The organism is Nocardiopsis sp. JB363, assembly GCF_900143625.1.
Classification (GTDB): Bacteria; Actinomycetota; Actinomycetes; order Streptosporangiales; family Streptosporangiaceae; genus Nocardiopsis.
Map to the genome: position 1 here is coordinate 137,659 of NZ_FRFF01000103.1, position 17,219 is coordinate 154,877.

General features: G+C 69.5%; 17 protein-coding genes. 4 read left to right on the forward strand and 13 right to left on the reverse strand.

What is annotated here, in order from left to right:
• Positions 1-91: 91 nt before the first annotated feature.
• Positions 92-1,318 (reverse strand): benzoate/H(+) symporter BenE family transporter, encoded by a 1,227-nt coding sequence (locus tag BQ8420_RS15780; protein WP_087099839.1) that lies wholly within the window; start codon positions 1,316-1,318, stop codon positions 92-94.
• A gap of 94 nt (positions 1,319-1,412) precedes the next feature.
• Here BQ8420_RS15780 and BQ8420_RS15785 point away from each other — a divergent pair, with 94 nt between their 5' ends.
• On the forward strand, positions 1,413-2,174 hold the full coding sequence (locus BQ8420_RS15785; protein ID WP_087099841.1) for a class I SAM-dependent methyltransferase: 762 nt from the start codon (positions 1,413-1,415) through the stop codon (positions 2,172-2,174).
• A gap of 52 nt (positions 2,175-2,226) precedes the next feature.
• Here the strand turns inward: BQ8420_RS15785 and BQ8420_RS15790 are convergent, their stop codons facing one another.
• The 6 genes from BQ8420_RS15790 to BQ8420_RS15815 form a co-directional block, all read right to left on the reverse strand.
• On the reverse strand, positions 2,227-2,580 hold the full coding sequence (locus BQ8420_RS15790) for an antibiotic biosynthesis monooxygenase (protein ID WP_087099843.1): 354 nt from the start codon (positions 2,578-2,580) through the stop codon (positions 2,227-2,229).
• A 274-nt stretch (positions 2,581-2,854) separates the two neighbouring features.
• A complete protein-coding gene (locus tag BQ8420_RS15795; protein WP_087099845.1) occupies positions 2,855-3,673 on the reverse strand; it encodes an SDR family oxidoreductase in 819 nt (272 codons plus the stop codon).
• Positions 3,674-3,820: 147 nt separating this feature from the next.
• Positions 3,821-5,209 carry a glycoside hydrolase family 6 protein gene (locus BQ8420_RS15800; RefSeq protein WP_087099847.1) on the reverse strand — a complete coding sequence of 463 codons (1,389 nt, stop codon included), beginning with the start codon at positions 5,207-5,209 and terminating at the stop codon, positions 3,821-3,823.
• A 428-nt stretch (positions 5,210-5,637) separates the two neighbouring features.
• On the reverse strand, positions 5,638-6,888 hold the full coding sequence (locus BQ8420_RS15805; protein WP_087099849.1) for an MFS transporter: 1,251 nt from the start codon (positions 6,886-6,888) through the stop codon (positions 5,638-5,640).
• Between the two features lie 320 nt (positions 6,889-7,208).
• The gene (locus BQ8420_RS15810) at positions 7,209-7,631 is read right to left on the reverse strand and encodes a hypothetical protein (protein WP_087099851.1); all 423 of its coding nucleotides are present in this window, start codon (positions 7,629-7,631) and stop codon (positions 7,209-7,211) included.
• Positions 7,632-7,753: 122 nt separating this feature from the next.
• Positions 7,754-8,074: a hypothetical protein gene (locus BQ8420_RS15815; protein WP_235006252.1), complete on the reverse strand. Its 321-nt coding sequence runs from the start codon at positions 8,072-8,074 to the stop codon at positions 7,754-7,756.
• A 387-nt stretch (positions 8,075-8,461) separates the two neighbouring features.
• Between BQ8420_RS15815 and BQ8420_RS15820 the strand changes: the two genes are divergently transcribed.
• Positions 8,462-9,295 carry a MetQ/NlpA family ABC transporter substrate-binding protein gene (locus tag BQ8420_RS15820; protein ID WP_087099856.1) on the forward strand — a complete coding sequence of 278 codons (834 nt, stop codon included), beginning with the start codon at positions 8,462-8,464 and terminating at the stop codon, positions 9,293-9,295.
• On the opposite strand, the gene BQ8420_RS15825 is transcribed toward BQ8420_RS15820, so the two are convergent.
• The 6 genes from BQ8420_RS15825 to BQ8420_RS15850 form a co-directional block, all read right to left on the reverse strand.
• Positions 9,259-10,143: an alpha/beta fold hydrolase gene (locus BQ8420_RS15825; protein ID WP_087099939.1), complete on the reverse strand. Its 885-nt coding sequence runs from the start codon at positions 10,141-10,143 to the stop codon at positions 9,259-9,261. The two genes, BQ8420_RS15820 and BQ8420_RS15825, sit on opposite strands and share 37 nt — an antisense overlap.
• Before the next feature lie 29 nt (positions 10,144-10,172).
• Positions 10,173-10,769 (reverse strand): DUF305 domain-containing protein, encoded by a 597-nt coding sequence (locus tag BQ8420_RS15830; protein WP_087099858.1) that lies wholly within the window; start codon positions 10,767-10,769, stop codon positions 10,173-10,175.
• A gap of 76 nt (positions 10,770-10,845) precedes the next feature.
• Entirely contained in the window at positions 10,846-11,238 is a 393-nt protein-coding gene (locus BQ8420_RS15835) for a hypothetical protein (protein ID WP_087099860.1), read from the reverse strand.
• A 37-nt stretch (positions 11,239-11,275) separates the two neighbouring features.
• Complete coding sequence (locus tag BQ8420_RS15840) at positions 11,276-12,604, reverse strand: S41 family peptidase (protein WP_087099863.1); 1,329 nt, start codon at positions 12,602-12,604, stop codon at positions 11,276-11,278.
• Between the two features lie 106 nt (positions 12,605-12,710).
• Positions 12,711-14,342 carry a family 10 glycosylhydrolase gene (locus tag BQ8420_RS15845; protein WP_087099864.1) on the reverse strand — a complete coding sequence of 544 codons (1,632 nt, stop codon included), beginning with the start codon at positions 14,340-14,342 and terminating at the stop codon, positions 12,711-12,713.
• Between the two features lie 255 nt (positions 14,343-14,597).
• On the reverse strand, positions 14,598-15,143 hold the full coding sequence (locus BQ8420_RS15850; protein WP_087099940.1) for a type I-E CRISPR-associated protein Cas6/Cse3/CasE: 546 nt from the start codon (positions 15,141-15,143) through the stop codon (positions 14,598-14,600).
• A 128-nt stretch (positions 15,144-15,271) separates the two neighbouring features.
• On the opposite strand from BQ8420_RS15850, the gene BQ8420_RS15855 reads away from it, so the two are divergent.
• Positions 15,272-16,075: a PP2C family serine/threonine-protein phosphatase gene (locus BQ8420_RS15855; protein ID WP_087099866.1), complete on the forward strand. Its 804-nt coding sequence runs from the start codon at positions 15,272-15,274 to the stop codon at positions 16,073-16,075.
• 64 nt (positions 16,076-16,139) lie between these two features.
• Positions 16,140-17,219, forward strand: a complete 1,080-nt coding sequence (locus BQ8420_RS15860; RefSeq protein ID WP_087099868.1) for an RNA ligase (ATP) — start codon at positions 16,140-16,142, stop codon at positions 17,217-17,219.

The window sequence follows — 17,219 nt, forward strand, 5'->3', positions numbered from 1 at the left end:
CCTCGGAAGCGGACGCGGTGATCATGCGGAACATCGGGAACGCCTCCCTTCACGTTGTGGGATCGCACCGTCGTTCGGTGCGGCAGGTCAGTTATAGCGCACGCTTTTCCCGGCGGGCAAGGGGTTTTCGGGATTCGCTCCGTCGGCCCCACCGGGTGATCACCAGGGTGAGCACCCCGGCGAGGAGGCCCCAGAAGGCCGAACCCACACCGAACAGGGTGAACCCCGACGCCGTGGCCAGGAAGGTCACCACCGCGGCCTCGCGCGACTCCGTGTCGGCCGTCGCGGAGGCCAGCGAACCGCCGATGGTGCCCAGCAGCCCCAGCCCCGCGATGGCCAGGATGAGGGAGGAGGGCAGCGTGGCCAGCAGGGACGCCACGGTCGCGCCGAACACCCCGACACCCAGGTAGAACACCCCGGCCCACACCCCGGCGAGGAAGCGGCGGTCCCGGTCGGGGTGGGCCTGCGGGCCGGTGCAGATCGCCGCGGTGATCGCCGCCAGGTTCATGCCGTAACAGCCGAACGGGGCCAGGACCAGGTTGGTCGCTCCGGTCCACGCGATCACCGGAGAGACCGGCACCTGATAGCCGTCGCCGCGCAACACCGCCACCCCGGGCAGGTTCTGGGACGCCATGGTGACCACGAACAGGGGCAGGCCGACGCTCACCAGCACCTGCCAGGAGAACTCCGGCGTCACGAACACCGGGGTCGCCAGGGCGAGGTCCACCGAACCCAGGCGCAGCGACCCCTCGAAGGCGGCGACCAGGCCACCGCCGAGCAGCGCCAGCAGCACCGCGTACCGGGGCAGCCACCTCCGGCACACCAGATAGGTCGCGAACATCGCGAACACCACCGCGAAGTCGCCCTCCATGCTGCTGAACAGGCCGATCCCGAACTGGAGGAGCACACCGGCCAGCAGCCCTGCGGCCAAGGGGACCGGAATCCGGTCCATGACCCGCTCGAACCAACCGGTCACCCCGCTCAGGGTGATGAGCGCGGCGGAGAACAGGAACGCGCCCACCGCCTGGGCCATGGTCACCCCGTCCAAGCCGACCGCCAGCAACGCGGCACCCGGGGTCGACCAGGCGGTCACCACCGGAGCCCGGTACCGAAGGGACAGACCCACGCAGGTCACGGCCATGCCCACACCCAACGCCAGCATCCAGGACGCGGTCTCTCCGGGAGAGGCGCCCGCGGCCTCGGCGGCGGTGAACACGATCGCGGCGGAGCTGGTCACCCCGACCAGGACGGCGATGAGTCCGGCGGCCACGGCGGACGGAGCGAAGGCGTGCCGGACACGACGGGCGAACTTCCTCATGACGGACCATCCTGTCGTCCCATCAGCGGCGAGGGCGCGGCGCCCCCACCGAAAACCCGTTGGCCACGAGGGTCGATACCGCGAAGATGGGCCCATGCACCGTGACTTCGAGGAACTCGTCGCCGAAGCCGTCGCCGAACCCACCGAGGGCTGGGACTTCTCCTGGTTCGAGGGCCGCGCCACCGAACAGCGCCCCTCCTGGGGATACCAACGGCTCATGGGGGAGAGGATGGCGCGGGCCACCGCCGCCCTGGACGTCCAGACCGGCGGCGGTGAGGTCCTGGCGGGCATCCCACGGCACGCACCGCTCACGGTCGCCACCGAGGGCCATCCGCCCAACGTGGCCAAGGCGACCGGGCTCCTGCGCCCCAAGGGGGTCGCCGTGGTCGCGTGCCCGGACGAACCCGCGCTGCCGTTCGCCGACGCCGCGTTCGACCTGGTCGTGTGCCGGCACCCCGTCACCACCTGGTGGGCGGAGATCGCCCGGGTCCTGGCCTCCGGCGGAACCTATTTCGCCCAGCACGTGGGGCCATCGAGCGTCTTCGAACTCTCCGAGTACTTCCTGGGGCCACAGCCCCGTGAGGCCCACGACCTCCGGCATCAGGAGAACGACAGGATCGGCGCGGAGCGGGCCGGACTGGAGGTGGTGGACCTGCGCACCGAACGGCTCCGGATGGAGTTCGGCGACATCGGGGCGGTGGTGCACTTCCTGCGCAAGGTCGTGTGGATCGTGCCCGGCTTCACGGTGGAGGCCCACCGGGAACGACTCCGCGCGCTCCACGAGCGGATCGAGACCGAGGGCCCCTTCGTCGCGCACTCCTCGCGCGTCCTGGTGGAGGCACGCGAACCGGCATGAGCCCCGGACCGGTCGTTCCTCCGGAGCGGGGCTCCGTGCCGGGCGGGGAACCTCAGCCCTTCGCGACCACGTGCTGGACGACCTCGAAACCCCAGATCTCGCTGTTGGTCGCGGCCGGGCCACCGTGCCCGCCGTGCGCGTGCCCGTCCTTGTGGGCGTCGGTGGCGGCCTTGGCGTGGCCCTTCTTGAAGTCCTGACCGTTCACCCAGTTCTGGAAGTCCTCCTCCGACCGCCAGCGGGTGTACACCAGGTACTTGTCGGTGCCCTCGACCGGGCGCAGCAACTGGAACTCCTCGAAGCCCTCCTGACCCTCCACCAGGCCCGCGCGCTTGGCGAAGCGCCCCTCCAAGGTGGATCCCTCGCCCTCGGGGACGGTCAGGACGTTGAACTTGACGACACTGGTCACGCTTGCTCCTCAGGTCGGTTCGATAACCACTGAGGCCAACCTAAAGGACCACTCCGGGCTCGTCGCACCGACCCGTCCGACGAAAGGGACGCTCCCCGGGCGCGGGACCGGGGTGCGGTTTCGCGCACCCCGACCCCGGATCGCTCGTGCGCGTGGGGGGATTCGTCGTCTCACCGATTGGCGTTCTCGTGGTCGCCGGCCGCATGTTCGCCCTGTTCCACGTCCGATTATGCTCCGTCCTGCTTTCAGGACGCTTATGACCGGGCGTGTGGACTCAGCGCAGACCGTGCTTGCGGGCCACGATCCGCAGCATCACCGAACTCGGCAGCAGCCGTCGCAGCGCGAACACCAGGGGCGCGTTGCTGCCCACCGCGTACAGCGGCCGGGGCGAACGGGCCTCGATCGCTCGCACCACGGTCGCGGCCACCTTCTCCGCCGAGATGCCCTTGGCCTCGTTGGCGTTGAGCGTGTTCACCATGGTGCGGTACTCGCCCTCGAACGGGGAGCCCTCGGACACGTACTGGGTGCGGCGTTCGCTGATCCCGGTGCTGATCGAACCCGGCTCCACAGTGGTCACCCCCACCCCGAACGGGGACACCTCGCGCCGCGTGGCGTCCGAGAACCCCTTGATGGCCGCCTTCGTCGCCACGTACGAGGACCGGAACGCCAACGGGAAGCTCGCCAGCATCGACCCGACCATCACCACGCGCCCGTACCCGCGTGCGCGCATCCCCGGCAGCAGTAGCTGGGTGAGGTGGACCGCCCCGAACACGTTGAGCCGGAACACCCGCTCCACCGCTTCCATGGGAAGTTCCTCGATGGGCCCGTTCTGGCTCTCCCCGGCGTTGTTGACCAGGACGTCCACGTCACCGGCGGCCTCCGCGCACGCCGCCACGGACGCGTAGTCGGTGAGGTCCAGGGCCAGGTACTCGACCCCGACGATCGGCTCGGTGACCTTCTCCGGTGTGCGGCTGGTACCGAACACGCGGTAGCTGCGCTCGACCAGGGCGGCCGCCACGGCCGCGCCGATCCCGGAGGACGCCCCGGTGACCAGCGCCGTCCGGCGGGTGGCGGGGGAGATGGGGGAGGACATGGTGGGCCCTTCGGGTCGAGGCGGGATGGGACCTACCCCACGGTAGCCATCTTCGGATCGACCGGGGCACACGGCGGGCGCCCGCACACCCCGTGGGATGTGCGGGCGCCCGGATCCGGGAAGGCGTCCACCTCTCTTATTCGACTCTTATTCGACCGGCGGGTGGGCGTTGGTGAGCAGCTCCTGGAACTGTGCGGAGAACCAGTGGCCCGAGACCGGAGCGTCCGGCAGGGCACCGCTCATGTTGTTGCCGTTGCGCGGGTTGCCCTCATAGGTCGGGTCGCACATCCGGTCGAAGCCCTTGCCCTCGTCGTTCGGGATCTCCTCGCTGGAGCCGTCGGACTCACCCGGAGGCTTCATCCACACGTAGGCGTGGATGCCCGGCTCGGGAGCGGCGGTGGGCCGCTCACCCAGACCCGCACCGGACTGGTTGCACCAGTTACCGGACTGGATGCGCTGGTCGTAGCGGCCGCCGTCGACGTAGGCGTCGACGTCGGTCTCCGGTCCCGGTCCGGAGGGACGGTCGGGGCCGCCCCAGCCGTTACGGGAGGTGTCGATCAGCATGCCGATCTGCGAGTCGAACCCGATGGAGGCGAGTTCGTCGCGCAGGCCCTGGGAGAACGAGAGCTCGTCGCTGTAGTTGTTCCAGTCCACCCACTGCGACTCGCGCACGCTGGTGCCGTTGACCTCGTCGGTGACGGAGAAGTTGTCCTCCTCCAGAGCCGAGTAGTTGGCGGTGTTGGCGATGAAGCCGTGCACGTCGCCGGGGGAGGCCCCGTTGGCGTTGGCCGCCTCGTAGAACAGTTGGGCCGAGGCGCTGAAGTTGTCCTCCCATCCGATCCAGCCGTGGTGGCCGGCGTCCACGTAGTTGTAGACGTTCTCGATGGCGCCCAACTGTCCGAGGGCGTAACCGACCCCGTTGACGTAGTTGCCGTTCGCGAGCATCTCGTCGCACTCGGGGGTGGAGGTTTCCCGCGGGGAGATGTTGGTGACCAGGTTGGGCAGTGAGTCGATCTCGATGGTGGTGACCACGCGCAGAGAGGTGTCCTCGTAGTCGGCGAGGATCTCCGCGATCGGGTCGATGTACTCGGACTCGTAGCGGTCGATCTCGTCCGGGCCCAGCTCGCCGTTGGAGGCGAGGGCGGCACAGTCACGACCGGGCAGGTTGTAGACGACCAGCTGGAAGACCATGGGTTCGCCCGCGGCCTGTTCCACGGCCTCGTCCAGGTGGTCGCGCAGACCCATGTCGCCGGTGGTGGGGCTGTCGTTGCCCTCGATGGCGCCGATGCGGTCCATCCACACACCGGTGGGCTGGTCGGCGATGGCCTCACCACCGGGTTCGGCGGCGGCGTTGGCCGACCAGATCGGGTTCACGTAGACGTCGGCGCCGACATAGGGGTTCTCGACGCGGTCGGCGGCGGTGATCTCCTCGGCGGAGAGCACATGGGCGCCGGAAAGGACGAGGCCGAATCCGGCGGCCGCGGCCAGTCCGCCGCGGACCCAGGGGGTCCTTTTCGCGGCACGGTGTTTTGTCATCTCGATTTCTTCCTCAATGTGAGCGGGGTGAATCCATCCGGTGCGAACGAAGCGTCGAGGGGACGACGCTTCGTTCGCGATCGGCGCCGGGGTGTTCCAGGTTCCCGGGCGCTGACCTGGGTGAATGTGGGAGGGGAAGGGGGGATGAGCCGAATGGGAGAGTTGGGAGCGCTCCCAGTCAGGGATCGAAATTATGTCGTAGAGCGGTTGTGCGAAGTGAGCGAACGGGTGTTCTCGGGGGTGGTGATGAACCCGATCGCTTTCCAGAACCGTAGTCATTCAATGGTGATATGTAAATACCATATGACGCAGATATTTCTGGCGCTCGCCGCCTCCTTGCGTAATCCCAGGTGAATGGTTGATTTATGACTGTTCAGTAATAACCGGGAGTCGCCGGACGAGCACACGGTGCTGCCGAGGGTTCGGGTTCAGGTCCGATCCGCCGCACCCAGGGGACGCCACGCCACCAGAGCCAGGACGCTCACGCCCACCGCGGCGGACCAGAACGGGACCAACAGGCCGACCTGTTCGGCGACCACGCCGCCCACGAGCGCCCCCAACGCCGCACCGCCCAGGTCTGCGAGCCGGTACACCCCGCTGACTCGTCCCAACAGGGCGTCCGGGGTGGCTCGCTGGCGCGAGGTCACCGCGGCGGTGCCCCACACCATCGTGTGCACCCCGAACACCGCCATCACGGCGCCCGCCACCACCGCGTTCGTCGTCGATGCCAGGGCCGCGTACGTCAACGCCTCCACCACCAGGCCCCAGCGCAACAGCGCCGCCAGGCCCACCCTGGGTTCCAGCCACTCGAAGACACGGGAACCGACCACGCCGCCCACCGCGCCCGCCGCGAGGAACAGCCCGAACCCGAATTCGCCGAGCCCCAACCGCTCTTGGGCGTACAACACCCAGAGGGCGAAGGCGCCCACCCCGGTCAGGTTCATCACCAGGACGCAGACGCACAGCGTGCGCAGGAGGGGCCCGCGGCGCACGTGATCGAGGCCCTCTCGGACCTCGGTCCGCAGGGTGGTGCGCGGTGCTCGGCTCCGGACGCCCTCATCCGCCGGGACGGCGGCGATCCGCGCGACCAACACCACGGCGGCCAGGCAGAGGAGGGACTTCAACCCGTACGGCAGCGCCCACCCCGAGCCGAACAACAGGGCGCCCAGGGGTGGGCCGGCCAGCTGGTTGTTGACCGAGAAGGTCAAGGCCAGGCGCGCGTTGGCCCGGCCGAGCAGCGAACGGGGTACCACCGACACCAGCAGCGCGCCGTACGCGCTGTCGGCGAGGGTCTCGCTCGTCCCGACGGCGAACAGCACGACGAACAACAGCCACAACGGCGGGGCACCGAACACCAGAGCCACGGCGAACAGCGCCAGGACCGACGCACGCACCAGGTTCGCGGCGAGCAGGACCGTTCGGCGGGGGAACCGGTCGACCAGGGCGCCCGAGGTCAACGAGAACAGCAGGGCCGGCAGTAGCTGCACGGCGCTCGCGCCGGCGACCACTGTGGCGGAGCCGGTGAGGGAGGCCACCAGCAGCGGTCCCGCCGCCAGCAGGGCGCCGTCGCCCAGGTTGGTGGCGGCCGAGGACCACCAGAGACGAACGAAGTCGGGACCGAGCCGGCCGGAACCGCCGGGGGCGGCGGCGTCGGTCCGACGCGCACGGAAAGCGGACACGGGAGAACTCTCCTGAGGGCATGACGAAGGCGCCGATCGGCGCGGGGCGAGGCGGCACGAGGCCACCCGGCCCGCCTCGGCGGAGGGTTCTCGGTGGTGCGCGCGTCGGGTCACACGGACCCGCCGGCGGTGAAAGGTACTACCGAAGGACCGGCCGCGAGGCGGGGGCGGTGATCGGTCGCGCGACGGTGACGTTCATGGGGGTCCTCTCCGGAAGGGCGCGGCGGCGTCGGTGGGGGTCGGCTCGGGTGCGCACGCTACATGTCGACGGGCCCCGGAACGATCGATTTTCGTCCCGGGGCCCGTCGCAAGCTGGGAGGTCAGCGCTTGCGCTCGCAGCTCTCAAGCACCAGGGACAGTCCCGCGCCGAGCAGCCAGAGGTCCTTGGACAGGCCCAGACCCTCCTGGGTCGGGGCCAGGCTGCGGGGTTTGTGCATGCCCGGTGTGCGCAGGTATAGGCCGAGCAGACCCGCGGCGAATGCGCTCAGTCCGGCTCCGGCCAGTTTGTTGGGGACCAGGGGGAAGAGGAGGGCGGTGCCCAGGGCGATCTCCCCGGCCGACAACGCCCGGGTGAAGCTGATCGGGTCGACCTTGTCGAGGAAGGGGTAGGTGCCGACCGCCATGCCGTGCACCCCCATCGCGGTGTCCTCGTCGGCCCCGCGCTTGCTCAGCCCGGAGTTGAGGATGGAGGCGCCCGTGGCGAGGCGCAGAACCATCTGATGCGGTCTGACGGGCGACTTCATCGGAGCTCCCTGACTGGTCGACGACCCGTGATCACTATTAGTGATCAAGATGCTACGCGGATCGAGGTCCGAAAGTCGCTCCCGCGCGCCGAGTATCGGCAGGACGGGCGAGGGCGGGAGTGTCAGTTCTCGCCGGTGATCCGGTCGTGGATCCCGTCGGTGGCGGCGCCCATCGGGTCCTCGGCGATTCCACCCAGGGTCTCGGCCTGATCCTGGAACCCCTGGGCGGTCTCGGTCGCTTCTCCCATGACGCCCTCCTGGGCCTCCTGCGCCACCGTGTCCAGGCCGCTGTCCTGGGCGAACTCGCCGACGGCGCCGTCCCCCAAGCCCTCGGCGGCCGTCCCGGCCTCGTCCACGGCGCCACTCACCCCGTCCACCAACTCGCCGGCGGTGTCGCCGAACAATCCCTTGAACCACTCGAACACGTCAGCGAGCATCGTCATCGTTCCATCCCCGGGGGCGCCCCGTCCTGTTGCCGTCAACGGCAAGTGTCCTCACTCGCGGTAAGTAGACGGTAAGGGGTCGCAGGGGCGATGGGGGAGGGTGGTGCCCGAGGTCGCCACGGGTCGGGAGAACGCCCGAATCCGCGTCCCGTGTGCGGTTTCGGTCCTCCCCGAAACGCCGGACGGGCGCCTCCCGAAGTTCGCCGGAGGAGGTTGGGGTCCTGCTCCGGTGAACACGGTGGGTATTCGAATCCGGGGTGGTCAGGGTGTGTGCACTTGGTCACTGGCGCTGGACTTCTCGAACTTGCGCCTATTTAATACCATAATAGTAGGAATTCGGAACTCTTGTCCGGTTCCGTCCGCACACGTCACACTCGAAGGACTCCCATGCGCCGCGCTCTCTTCGCCGTACCCACCGCCCTGGCCCTGCTGGCGGTGAGTGCCTGCGGCGCCCCCTCCGAGAACAACACGGAGGCCGCCGAGGGCGAGGATCCCCTCGTCGTGGGCGCCACCGCCGTCCCGGCCGGCGACATCCTCCGGTTCGTCGAGTCCGAACTCGCCACCGGAGCGGGTCTCTCCCTGGAGATCCACGAATACTCCGACTACATCGCGCCCAACACCGCGCTCGCCGAGGGCCAACTCGACGTCAACCTCTACCAGCACGAGCCGTTCCTGCTGGAGTACAACGAGGGCAACGACACCGACCTCGTCGCGGTCGAGCAGATCTACCTGCCGCCGCTGGGTCTGTACTCCAAGGCCGTGGACGACATCGCCGACCTGGCCGAGGGTTCCGAGGTCGCGCTGCCCAACGATCCCACCAACGAGTTCCGGGCGCTCGAACTGCTGGAGGAAGGCGGACTCATCACCCTGGCCGAAGGCGTCGACGAGGCCACCTTCAGCCTCTCCGACATCGAGGAGAACCCGCGCGACCTGGACTTCCGTGAGGTGGAGGCCGCTCAGCTGCCCCGTTCACTGGACGACGTCGACGCCGCGATCGTCAACAACAACTACGCGCAGGAAGCCGGGCTGGACTTCGAGAACGACTCGATCCTGCTCGAAGAGTTCGACGGAAGCCCGTACGTGAACATCCTCGCCTCCCGCTCCGACAACACCGACGACCCGCGTATCGAGACGCTGGCCGAACTGTTGACCTCCCCGGAGACCGTGCGCTTCATCGAGGAGACCTACGAGGGCAGCGTCATCCCGGCCACCGCCGACTGACAATCTCCGGCGAGGAAGGCCGACAACTCTCGCAACCACGCCTCGGGCCGGTCCACGTGCGCCATGTGCCCCGCCTCTTCCAACACCACCGCCCGCGCTCCGGGCAACACCTCCGCCGCCCGCTCGGCGAAGGACGCGGGGAAGACCATGTCCTGACGCCCGTGCAGGAAGAGTATGGGCGCGCCCAGCCGCCGCAGCCGCTCGGGTCCGTTCTCCGGTCTGGGGGAGTCCAACAGTCCGGACCGCCACACGTTCGCCCACTCCGCCGACCATCGGATCCCCGACAACAGATCCAGGTAGTCGGGGATCCGGTCCGGCCGGTACACGTTGGCCCGTGCCCCTGCCACCGCCGCGGTTCTCACCGGCTCCGTGCCGGTCGCGGTCGACTCCGCCCAGGCCCGGGACTCCTCGGCGCGGCGGGCATCACGTTCGGGCCATGACCCGAAGTCGTCGTCGGTGACCGGCCACAGGGTGCTCGACGCCACCACCGTCCGACGTATCCGCTCGGGTGCGGACAGGAGCACCCGTTGGGCGATCTGTCCGCCGGTGGAGAACCCCAACAGGTCGAAGCGGTCCCAACCGAACCCGTCGGCCAGGAGCAGCAGGTCCTCGGCGGCCGACGCGAAGCTGTACCCGCCCGGGCCCAATCCGCGGGTGGAGCGCCCGCAACCACGCAGGTCGGGCAGGTACACCGGGCGTTCGAGCCCGTCCAGGGGATGTCGCAGGTAGCTGTGGTCCCAGTCCGGGCCACCATGCACCACCAGCAGTGGAACACCTTGGGCAGGACCGAGCGAAGCGCAGAACAGCCGGACCTCGGGCCGGCGCCGGACGGTGACGTATTCTCGCACGCCCCGATTCTGGCAGCCGGCCCGACTGGTCACCGGGTATCGGGGTGGACCTCATCGCCGAGCAGGTCGTTCATGTGCGCGATCTCCTCCTCCTGAGCGTCGATGATCTCCTGGGACAACTCCCGGGCCTCGGGGTCCACTCCCTCGTCGAGCTGGGTCCGGGCCATCGTGACGGCGCCCTCGTGGTGCAGGATCATGAGGTCCAGGAACAGGGCGTCGAATTCCTCCCCCTCGGCGGACTCCAACTCGGCCATCTGTTCCTCGGAGAGCATTCCGTCCATCTCGGCGTGGTCCATGCCGTGGTCGACCTCGGCGCCCCAGCCGTCCAGGAGCGTTTCCATCTGTTCGATCTCCGGCCCCTGGGCGGACCGGATCTGTTCGGCCAGGGGCCGGACCTCGTCACCGGCACGGGTGTCGGCGAGGTCGGACATCTCCACGGCCTGCTCGTGGTGCGGGATCATCATCTGCGCGAAGTGCACGTCCGCGTCGGTGTGTTCGGTGGCCTGCCCCTGGCTCTCCGAGGTGCCGGTCTCCGTCGCGGCTTCGCCGCAGGAGGTGGTGAACAGGACGGTGGTCAAGGCCACGGCCAGGGCACGGTGGTTCAGGGCACGCTTGTCGAAGGTCATCGGTTCCTCGTCTTCCGGGTTCGCTGGTACACGCGTGGCGAGCGGATAGGCCGACGGGGTCGGCGTCCGCGGGCATCTAGACGCGCAGCACCCGTAAGCGGACCGGAGAGGGATCGTCGGGAGCCGGTGGGAAGAGCGGGAACGGTCGACGCGTCGGCCCCGTGGGAGGGATCGGCCCACCCGGCCATCGGTGGAACGCGACGGTGGCCACCCCGAGCAGGGAGACGACGAAGGCCCCGACTGTCAGACAGAGCGAGGTGGGATCGAGTTCGGGCAGGTCCGAGGAGGGTTCCGCCACGGCGTTCCCCATCACGTCATGGGCGGCCGCCGGGCCCGCGGCGGCGTGGGCCTCGTGTTGGACGTGTCCCAGCGTGTGCATGGCTCCGAGTCCGAACACCAGCGCGACCAGCGCCAGGACGCGCGCCCACGCGCGTCCCGTGCCCTGCTGTCGCCGTTCGGATCTCGACATGGGCATCACCCTACCCGTACCCCACCGGGGTATGGGATCAGCGGTGTCCGCGCAGGTGTCTCAGTGCGTGGTCCAAGGCCAGGGGCGCGTGGCAGACCAGATCGGGTGCCAAACCCGTTCCCTCCCAGCCCTCCCCGCTGCGCGGGTCCCTGGGGGCTCCGGTGGAGACGAACACGCTCAGACCAGACGAGGCGGCGAAGTAGTCTCCGGGGTTGGCCGCGCCGGCGGTCCGGTGCCCCACCAGGACGGCACGTCCCAGCGTGCGCAGGGCCAGCGCGAAGCTCTCCGCGGCGGAGGCCGTGCCCGCGTCCACCAGTACGTACACCGGTACGTCCGGGCGCCGGGTGTTCTCCGGGTCCGCCGGGGTCCACGACCGCCACACCTCGCCGTCGCGCGGGTGGAAGGAGACCACCTCGACCGGGGTGTCGGGCACCAGGTGGTCGACCAGGAACTCCACCATGCTCGGCGAGCCTCCCGGGGTGCCCCGCAGGTCGAACACGACGGCCTCGGCGTCGGCCAGGGGTCGCAGCCGTTCCCGGGCGAGCCCGGTCAGCCGTCGCCCCGCCTCCGTTCCGGGGGCCAGGTGCGTGAACTCGGCGACGTCCACCACGAGCACACCCTCCCTCTCGGTGACATCGAACCCCACGTCGTCCACCCGGGCCCGTGAACGGTGGTCCCGGCGGCGGATCTCGGCGGTGGGCACCACCCGGAAGTGGCCGTCGTACGGGCGCAGCACCTCGGTGAGGGCGGCCGCCACGGCGGGTAGCGAACGTGCTCCGCCGAGGGCGAGGCCACGGAGCCCGGCCGCGGCCCGCGACGCGATCTCCGGGTGGACGTAGTTCCTCTCGACCAGGTCCGCCACCTCGTCCACCAGGGCGGGCGTGTCGACCCCCTCCGTGTCAATCCCCTCCGCGTCGGCCTCGCCGGAGTCCTGCGGTAGGAAGGGGCGCCGGTCCAGGACGTCCAGCGCGGCGGAGACGGTCCCGTTCAAGTCGGTTCCCAGCTCCCGGTTCAACCCAGAGGCGGCCTCGGCGGTGAATCGCCACCGACGTTCGACGGCGGGCAGTTGTTCCAGGCAGAACGGGCTCAGCCGCACCCGCCGTTCCCGACCGTCCTGACTGTCGGCCGGGACGAGGAGGTCGAGTCGGCGCATCTGGGCGACGGTCTGGCTGGTGGCCGAACGCGTCATGCCGGTCTCCCGGGCGAGGCCGCCCACGGACAGGGACAGGTGACGAAGAAGCGCCCTGGTCACGGGGGTGAAGGCGGCTCGGAAGGCGAGACCGTCGGCCTCGTAGGCGCGATCGACGGCTCCGTCCAGGGTGGTGACGAGCCGGCGGAGGTTGGTGCCGAGTGTGGGGGAGGTCATCCGTCAACCATGACAGGGCTGTTGCTTATGGAGAAGACCCTCGACCGAACACGAGGGGCCCGGCGGTCAGAACCTCCGGGCCCCTCATGCGCTCTTCAAGCGGTTCCTAGGGAAGGTGGACCGGCTCGCTCGCCGGGCTCTCGTGGTGCAGACGGTCCAGCGCGGTCACGTGGTACGTGGTGTCCGAACCGTCGGAGACGTCGAAGGTCGCGGCCCCGTCCTCGTCGGCGCGCACCGTGCCCAGCATGTTGCGCGGGTCCTCGATGCCGCACTCGCCCTGGTCCGGGGCGGGTTCCCCATCGAAGCCGTACACCGCGTAGTAGGCGGGAGCCTCACCCGAGCCCGACGCGATCTCCAGCGCGCCGTCGTCGGTCGTGCTCGCCTCCGGCGGCGCGGGAGCGGTCCCGCCCAGGTCCTCCTTGACCGGGATCAGCGCCGGGCTGGAGTAGTGGTCCGACACCAGGACGTCCATGGCCTCCTGGGCGTTGGTGCGCAGCGAGTTCGCGCTGAAGTACACGTCACCGTGCACCCCCGCGTGATCGCGGTTGAAGTCCAAGTGCGAGGAGAGTTCGTTCGGGTCCTCCCAAGCGCCCTCGTTGCCGACCTTGTAGGCGGCCTGCCCGATGTACAGGTGGGTGTCGGTGCTCGCGGCGACCTCCTCCCACCAGGGGACGAGCGCCGCGTAGTCGGCCACGGGAAGCCCGATCTCCCAGTAGACCTGCGGGTTGATGTAGTCGAGCCAGCCCTCGGTGACCCACTTGCGGCTGTCGGCGAACTGGTCGTCGTAGGACTGCGAACCGCTGGTCTCGGAGCCCTCGGGGTCGGTGGAGGAGTTGCGCCAGATCCCGAACGGGCTGATGCCGAACTTCACGTGCGGCTTGGTGGCGTTCACGGCCTCGCTCATCTCCCGGACCATGGTGTCGACGTTGTCGCGCCGCCAGTCCTCGATGTCGTCGAAGTCGCCGCCGTGCTCGGCGAACGTGTCCTCGTCCGGGATCTCCTCCCCCTCGGCCGGGTAGGGGTAGAAGTAGTCGTCGAAGTGCACGCCGTCGAGATCGTAGTTCTCCACCGAGTCCATCATCGCCTCGATCACGAACTCGCGCGCCTCGGGAATCCCGGGGTTGTAGTAGAGCTGACCGTTGTAGTCGAAGACCCAGTCCGGGTTCTGGCGGGCCGGGTGGTCCTCGACCAGCTGCGACGGGTCGTCGTGCATGGCGACCCGGTAGGGGTTGTACCAGGCGTGGAATTCGAGGTTGCGGGAGTGCGCTTCCTCGACCGCGTATTCCAGCGGGTCGTACCCGGGGTCGCCGCCCTGCTCGCCGGTCAGCCATTCCGACCATGGTTCGTGGGGTGAGGGCCAGAAGGCGTCGGCGGTGGGTCTGATCTGGACGAACACCGAGTTGAGCCCGTTGTCGACGGCCTCGTCGTAGAGGCCGTCCAGCTCGGCCTTCTGCTCATCGGCGCTCAGCCCTTGTTCGGAGGGCCAGTCGATGTTTTCCACGCCGGCGATCCACTCGGCGCGCATCTGGCGCTTGGGCGGCGCCTCGGGGTCGGTCTCACAGGCGTTCTGCCCCTCCGGGGCGGGTTCCGCCGCGGCCTGGGGCGCGTGCAGGAAGGCCGCGGTGAGAGCGGCGGTCAGGGCGCCGGCGAACAGTGCGGTGCGTGCTGCGGTATGGGGGATCGGAACCGTGGTTGGTCCGGTGCGCGCCGTGGGGCGGTTCCGGTGCGAGTACGCCAAGGTTGCTCCTTTGCGGCTTTCTGTCGTGCGGGCAGGGTCCGAAAGGTCCTGGTGGGTCCGTTCCGGGTGTCCCTGTGCGACGGTCAGCTCGGGCTTAGAAGAAAACCTTCATGATTTGACCCCTGAATGCAACACTCCTACGCCAGGTTGGTGCGAATGAGTTGTATGCGGCGTATGGGGTATTTGTGATGCCGATGTCGGCATTTGCCACGGTCGAAACGCGTGCTTCGGTGGGGGAACGTCCGTTCCCGATTTTTACGCCTCTTGGGTGAGCAACAGGCCGGCCCCGGTCTGCAACCCCGCGCCGATCCCTCGCAGCGACAACTCACGCAGTCGCTCGCCGTCCACCACCGTGGCGATCCCGTCGAAGTGGAATCGGGCCGGCCTGCCGCCCAGTCGCTTCCACCCCACGGACGTCACCTCCATGACCCCCTCCAACCGCTGCTCCAGCCACGCCTCGAACCCGGACTCGGGGACGGGGACGCGCTTGCCGCTCTTGCCGTCCTCGCCGCGTCGCTCCGTGGGGGCCGTGATCAGCTCCCACTCGATCCTCTCGCCCGCCTCGTGCAGGGGCATCGGGTGGAACGTGGCCGTGATCGCGCCGGGCAGCTTGCCCCAGGCCGGGGCGGTGTCGGAGCTGACCAACAACATGTCCGGGGCCAGCCGCGCCCACAGCACCCGGGCCTTGGACTCGGGGTCGGGGGCGGGGTCGACGGAGCTGCGCACGGCCTTGCCCATCACCGTCCACTCCTGCATTCCGGTGGCGCGGTAGGGGTCGAGGCGGATGTTGGTCAGGTACAAGGAGATCCGTTCCGGTTCGTCCCCGCGGGGGGACTCGTGAGGGCGGGATCGTCCGACCCCGCCACGTCGACCCTCCACTCTAGAGGTCCGACCTGGCCGGGTCGGCCCGGGACTGCGATGATCCCCGGATGGACCAAGAGCCCGGATGCGCCGAATGCGGCGGCACCGTCGCCCCCGACGGACACTGTTGGGACTGCGGCGCCGACCAGGAGGACTTCCACGCCCACGGGGAGCTCACCATCGAGGGAGGCGCGGGGGTCACCGATCGGGGGCATCGACGCCGGGTCAACGCCGACGCCCTGGCCCTGACCGAAGCGGGCCCCTGGCGGATCGGGGTCGTCTGCGACGGGGTGTCCATGTCCCCCAGACCCGAACGCGCGGCCCGGCTCGCGGCGACCGTCGGCGCGCGGGCCCTGGCCGAACGCCTGACCGCCAACGAAGTACCCGAGACCGCCTTGACCGACTCCGTCCGCATCGCGGGGAGGGCGGTCACCGCGCTGGCCGGACCCGAACCCACCGCCCCGGCCTGCACCTACGTCGCGGGCGTGGTCGGGCCCTCGGGACTGTGGGTGACGTGGATCGGCGACAGTCGCGCCCACTGGCTTCCCGAACACGGACTCGGCCTACCGCTCACTCGTGACGACACCGCCGACTCCGGGGCGATCTCCGCCTGGCTGGGCGCCGACGCCGACCTCCCCGAACCGCATACGCGCAGCCTGTGCCCGAGCGAGCCCGGGGTGCTGCTGCTGAGCACCGACGGGCTGACCCGCTACCTGTCCGACGCGGACGCCCTGCGCGACGTCATGCGGACGGTCGACCCGTTGCCCGGGGCGCGGGCCCTGGTCGACCACGCCCTGTCCGCCGGCGGACAAGACAACGTCACCGCGCTCCTCCTGCGAGTCCCCGCCCCGACGGCGCAAAACTCATTGTGAACCCGGTTCCGGTTCGGCGATAGTGCCCCGGACACGAAGATCACCCCCCCCAGGAGGTTCGAGCATGTCCACCCTTCGGGTGAGCGCCGAGCGACTCACGATCCTTGCGCACCCCAACGCCGACGCCCTGGAACTCGCCAAGGTCGGCTTGTTCCACGCCGTCGTGCCCAAAGGCGCCTACCGGACGGGTGAGTGGGCGGTCTACATCCCGGAACAGGCCATCCTGCCCGAGGACCTCATCGAGGAGCTCGGACTGACCGGCCGTCTCGCCGGTTCCAAAGCCGACCGTGTCAAGCCCCTGCGGCTGCGCGGGGAGATCTCCCAGGGCATCGTCTGCCGTCCCGCGAAGCTGGCGGGCCGGGACCTGGCCGCCGAGCACGAGGCCGGCACCGACTTCGCCGACGACCTCGGCGTGACCAAGTGGGTGCCGGAGGTGCCCACCCACATGGACGGTGAGTTCGTGGCCGCACCGGACCTCCTGCGCTGGATCGAGATCGAGAACGTCAAGCGCTATCCCGACACCTTCACCCCGGGGGAACCGGTCGTGGCCACCGAGAAGCTCCACGGCTCGGCCTGCCTGTACACGCTGGTGGTCGACACCGAGGAGGAGTTCGTGTCCTCCAAGGGGCAGGGCGGCAAGAATCTCGCTCTGGTCGCCGACGACAGGAACCTGTACTGGAGGGCGGTGCGCGCCCACGCGGTCGGTGAGGCCGCGCGTGCGCTGGCCCATCGGTTCGGCGCCCGCCGGGTGGGCGTGTTCGGTGAGGTGTTCGGCGCCGGGGTCCAAGACCTGAAGTACGGCGAGAACACCCGCACCGACCGGCCCGGCTACGCGGTGTTCGACATCGCCCTGGACGTGGACGGAAAACGGGTCTGGGTGGACGCCGCCGATCTGCGCGAGGTGCTCGCCGAGGTGGGCCTGCCCGCGGTACCCGTGCTGTACGAGGGGCCCTACGACGAGAAGGCGCTGTTCGAGGCGGCCGACGGCAAGGAGACCTGGAGCGGGAAGGCGCTCAACATCCGTGAGGGCCTGGTGGCCCGACCGGCCCGCGAACGGTTCTCCGAGGTGCTGGTGGGGCGGACGATCGCCAAGTTCGTCTCCGACGCCTATCTGACCCGCAAGGGCGGCACCGAGTACGGGTGA